3 protein-coding genes and 1 pseudogene are annotated in these 5,370 nt (G+C 47.8%); 2 read left to right on the top strand and 2 right to left on the bottom strand.

Annotated elements, in window-relative coordinates:
- Nucleotides 1–907: 907 nt before the first annotated feature.
- Together G3480_RS24915 and G3480_RS24920 are read left to right on the top strand one after the other, a co-directional pair.
- Complete coding sequence (locus G3480_RS24915; protein ID WP_164656919.1) at nt 908–1,570, top strand: hypothetical protein; 663 nt, start codon at nt 908–910, stop codon at nt 1,568–1,570.
- A 167-nt stretch (nt 1,571–1,737) separates the two neighbouring features.
- Nucleotides 1,738–2,898 (top strand): GIY-YIG nuclease family protein, encoded by a 1,161-nt coding sequence (locus tag G3480_RS24920; RefSeq protein ID WP_164656920.1) that lies wholly within the window; start codon nt 1,738–1,740, stop codon nt 2,896–2,898.
- 652 nt (nt 2,899–3,550) lie between these two features.
- Here the strand turns inward: G3480_RS24920 and G3480_RS24925 are convergent.
- A complete protein-coding gene (locus G3480_RS24925) occupies nt 3,551–4,000 on the bottom strand; it encodes a hypothetical protein (RefSeq protein WP_164656921.1) in 450 nt (149 codons plus the stop codon).
- 405 nt (nt 4,001–4,405) lie between these two features.
- Nucleotides 4,406–4,522, bottom strand: a pseudogene (locus tag G3480_RS29625) (IS91 family transposase); the annotation flags it as partial.
- Nucleotides 4,523–5,370 lie beyond the last annotated feature (848 nt).

Genomic DNA, 5,370 nt, shown 5'->3' on the forward strand with positions numbered 1-5,370 from the left:
CTGCTCAGCCGTCATCGCGCCGCACTTCGTTGCCTTCGCTTGGCGCTACCTTGCCCTCGGTCCTCTTCGCTCCCGTGGGCCGGACCACCGCTCACGGGCCTGGGCGGCTTCTTACGCGGCGCCCGCACCGCGTCACTGACAAGGAACGACTGAGCCCTCCCAGGTTCCTGGGCGACCCGTGCGTGCATGCCCTGCTCTCAGACCCCGGCGGAGTGTCAACATCAGGCCGCTACAATGCCAACACTATTGCCTTCCGCTGTTCCGAAGACGTCGGCTCCGCTGGCATCAGTTTCGGGGCTCTATCACACAGCCTACACGCCCCCTGTGTTCGCTTCGCAGCCGGGATCACTCCCGAACCACGCCACACTCGGTTCCGGTGGATGGCCAATCCTTACCGGCTCGGGACTTGCACCCGGTGGGCCACAACAAGGAGTTTCCGATTCGCTTATCCGTCCGCTATCTTCCTCTCCTTCCAGGCTTTGCCTGGCGCAACGGAATGATGAACGAGGCCGTCGGGCGGCTTCCGGCCGGACCGGTCCGGAAGAATTCTGCCTATCTCAGTCGGGCGAGATTCTGCCTAGTTCTGGTCGCGGCTCCCGCGCCGTTGCACGTCGCCTACGAGGGCGGGCTCGCTGCGCAGGATCACCCCGCCAACCACACCATCCCGGGTCCGTTTCGGCAACAAATCAATGCGAAATGACTCGGCTGGGCAACGCAAGACCTGCCACATTGCGCAATAAAAGGGGTTGTGCTAGGTTCCAGAAAACCCGTTTGGATCACATGGTCTTTGCGCCACCCGGGCCGACCGCGCCGAGCGCGGCAGAGGAACTAGGCTGAATCTGTCTATCTCAGTAGGCCGACATTCTGTCTACTCTACTGTTAGGCGATTTACAAGAGAAATTTCAGCGTGGTTGAAAAAGAAATACCAGAGGTCGTACTAAACCCAGATAACGGGCTCTGCCATATAAATTTCATCAAAAGCCAAGATCAACTTATTAATCACTTAATTGTTTATGAAGCGTTAATTGAGTCAAATGGATTGGAATTTCAGCTAGATTTTTCCTTAGAAGATTTTGTTGATCAATGGCAGCCTTGGGCAATATCATACAGTATATCTGGTTGTAAATTGGTTCTTGACGTTGAATGGACGGAAGGGCAAGGAGGGGTCTTAATGCTATGGGATTTGTCCCAAAACAGGATCTCTCAGCTTACATCATCATCATTCCCTATTTGTTCTTTTTATGATCAGCCAACCAATGCAATCGTTTCATTTCACTATATCCAACAGTGGGGCGTTAGAGCCAATCATTACTTAACGGTAACTCCTGTAACAGGAATTATTGATGCAAATGCCCTGTTGGCTATTGATTTGCCATGTGACTTTATAAACGATGGGATTGTCTCAATCAATAGCACGATAACAATTTTATGCACCCGAGGGTTTACCAATAACGAGTATGGATCAATCGGAATTTTTTTCGACCAACAAAGTGAATTATTTTACGCGCATGACATGGGTAATTTATATACATTTACACGAGAAAATATTCTTAATGTCTTGCCCTATTAGATAAATTTACAATAACGAATAGCAGCTTTTTCGTGATTATAATCGCCTAACACGCACCTCAAGCCGACCCCATACTGCGCACGTAGCTATGCGCATTGATTCGGTCTCATCGTGGCGCAGTATGGGTCGGTTTAGGTGCGACGTTAGGTGGTAGAAAAATCCTCACCATGAAATTATCAGAAAGACGTGACAGGGAATTTCTGGAAAAGAAACGTCGCTTATTTGAACGCGAGATTAGGAAGCAAGGTGGAGCGAAAGGAGTATTTGAAAAATTCAAAAATTATCCAACCGACCAAGCCCTTTGTGATTTTCTGGTTGAGGTAAATTATGGTTCATGCTGCGAGTTACCTGTTTATCTGCTCGGCGAAGCGGTTGCCGTGGAAATTTTAGAAGATGCATTTGCGTTTGGATATCAATCGACATTAAAGCAATCCTCCAGCGAGAATCTGCCAATTCCATCTGACCCCCAAGATTTTTATGGACATTTCATTTCGGGAAATTTCATTGGAGCTGGTTATGTATATACTGAGCTTGTTATGTTTGAAATTCATACTCATATAGAAAAAAAGGTTCTTCCTTTATTGGACGAAGGCCTGATTTCTCGCTTTGGAAAGAACGAGGATAAAATCGACTCACAAACAGGCGTTGCTATAAATTTTGAGTATTACGGGCTATCTAAGAACGAAGATCACCTACGCAATGGATATATTACCCCCTTTATGTTTAGGCGAGATAGGGCGATTTCTCTAACACAATGGATTGGACTTCCTTCAACATTTGAAGAACTAGATCGTATATCGAACTCGGCGCGCAAAGAGCACGGCGTCACCGGACATGATCGTCACTATAGCAGCGGCAAAGTAGTGTGGGTTAATCCTCATAAACGAAGAAATCCTCTAGGTCGCAGCAATGATTCTGTTGATGCTAGCGAAGACAATTATATCGTATATCTTGTTTACGACTCTGAAGGCCAACTTCGCTATGTTGGAGAAGGAAGACCTAATAGACCTGAGCATGTAAATTCTGGCGCATCTCACAACGCGAGGATAAACGAATATTTTTATACTCGCGGCCCAATGAAGATTAGATTACTGCATGAAGGATTAACCAAGGATTACGCGAAAGCCATCGAGTTATATTATATACAGAAGTTTAAGGACCAGATTTGGAATATTGCTGAGAATGAAACAGTACAAACTCCGTATTTTGAGACATGGAAAAATTATAAATTGGACCTTCCCGTGCTTGAGGTTCTTGATGAAGGTAGGGATTACGATCTATTGCTTAAAGAAGTTTGCCACTCACCGGAATACTGGAAGAAGCCCTGAAAAAATCGCGTAACACGCAAGTTCCGGGGACCAAGTACCGGAGTTCCGGGGACAGTTTACTTAACTTTGGAAGCCCTCGTGGGTGACTGAAGAGAAGAAATCGAGTTCCGGGGACAGTTTACTTAACTTTGGACGCCCTCGCGGGTGACTGAAGAGAAGAAATCGCCAACAAACGCCTCCAGTCCGACCGCTCGCTACGCTCGCGGCGGCCGAGGCTGGCGTTAGCCGAGAAGACCTCAAGCGCAATAGATCCCTACCAACCACAGACAGGCCGAGCGATGACCGAGGTAGAGCAAATCGAGGAGCGCGTTCGCAACCTCAGCCCGAGCGAATTCGCAGAATTCCGGACTTGGTTCCGGGAACAAGCATGGGAAGAATGGGATCGCCAAATCGAAGAGGACTCAAAGTCGGGAAAACTGAAAGCACTTGCGGAAAAGCCCCTAGCGGACCACGCGGCCGGCCGGACGCCCCCTATTTGAATCACTTTACGAACCCGGGTTTTTGGGCTCGGTACCACAAACTGCCCGACAGTATTAGACGGCGTGCGGATGCCGCCTCTGCGCTGTTGCGAGAAAATTCGCGCCATCCGTCGATTCACTTCAAGAAGGTTGGCGATTTTTGCTCCGCCAGAGTCACCCTGGACTATCGCGCTCTAGCAGTTGAAGCACATGATGGTTAGATCTGGTTCTGGATCGGAAGGCACGATGAGTACGAAAAAATGATCGGCTAACAAGCGGCGGGCCAGCCTTGACGTTAGGCTACAAAACAGATCGAAAACGGGCGTGATAAAAAAGATCATTAGGGTTTGAATGAAACGTGAAAGAGAATCTATTTCAAAGCCATTCTTGATCGTGGTTTTATATATCGGTTTATGGTCAGTGCTGAGTTTTCCGATATTGATCCTGTTGATTTTTTTTGAGATTTTTATTCGCGAAAATACGTTAACATCGGCGTTTGTTATGCTATTAAATAACCCATTTTTATTATTTAATAACTTTCTGTCTTTTGGGTTTTTAACAAAATACTTTATTCCAAAACTTGGACTGTCATTGTCATATGTAGACAGGTTAACCTTAATAATCGTTTTTTCATTAACACTCATGATGACGTTAATTCTTATGAGTGCTAAGAATGTTATTATGGAGTCAAGCGAAACTGGGGCAAATATTTCTGAGAGGTCGAGGTACGAACCCCAACATTTCCAGAGAATTTGCCTAACGAATAAGGTTAGATCGTCCGAGCGAAGCGAGCGACGATCTGAACCGGTTGTTGGACAAGCCCGGGATCGTGGCGGTACGCAGGGGGTATAGAAAATAGCTTTTCGAGGCCGAGGGCTCGCGGAGCCCTGGAGGCTCACGAGGAGGTGCCGAGCCGCGGCTGTTCAGCCGCCATCGTGGTCAAGATGGCGCCCTGCGGTGGTCAGCGTGGGCATTGTGCCGGAATTTCAGGCGAGCGCCAGCGTCGACCGGAAGACGCCGCAGTCCCGGGGTCGGTCTTTCGGGAGCGGTTACATCGCCACAGCCTCCGCTGCCTCAAGGGCTGGCGTCTGGGGCGGTTGTAATGAGCGCGGTGGCAAGCGAGTTTGCACGATCACCATGTCAGCCCCACAGCACGGGCATTTCAGGGCGTCGATCATCGTTTCGGCCAGTCGTCTTCCGTAGGGTGGACAAGCGCAGCGCAGTCCACCAACGCCGACGCGGGATTCGGTGGACTTCGCTCTCGCTCGTCCACCCTACCGGCCCAACTGATGACCAAGGCCCATTTCAGCTTGGGGCGGGGTTTGAGCTGAGCGATCAGGCGCTTCGGATCGACAAATTAAAGGGTCGACAAATTAAAGGGTCCAGGTTCGATTTAATTCGCGACAAGTGAATCGAACCGACAATTATCTCCTAACGATGTGCTCCAGCCGAAGCCGGTTTCGTTCTCGCTCAACCGACTCGGCTGAGCATAGCGTTATACTTTGAAAGAATACGCCGAGCAGAACAATTCGCAAAAAATGGAACATTTACCATTCTATTTGATTCTCGATTACTGTGTATTGTCAATATTTTCAAATTATCAATATAATCAAATTAAAGAAAAACGGTATTTTAATGTTTCGAAAAAGGGGTTGAAAAGGTTTATTGCTGGGTTTGCGGTTGCAGTGATTATGTTTCAGTATGGTTTTGTCATTTATTACGGATATTTTGTGAAATGGTACTATGCATTATTGCTTCTTGCTATTGGGTTCAGTAGCGATATGGCATACAATTGGATTGAATTGAACATCTTTCGTGAGAGGTATGCGCGACATTTGTTTTTATTAAGCTTTCCTGTTCTGCTCGTGTGTATTTGTTTTATTTTATATTACTATTGGAAAGAGCCGTCTTTTTGACGAATTTCAAACAAGAAGCATAACGAATAAGGTTAGATCGTCCGAGCGAAGCGAGCGACGATCTGAACCGGTTGTTGGACAAGCCCGGGATCGTGGCG

It is taken from the genome of Thiorhodococcus mannitoliphagus (genome assembly GCF_010915725.1).
In the GTDB taxonomy this organism is placed as follows: domain Bacteria; phylum Pseudomonadota; class Gammaproteobacteria; order Chromatiales; family Chromatiaceae; genus Thiorhodococcus; species Thiorhodococcus mannitoliphagus.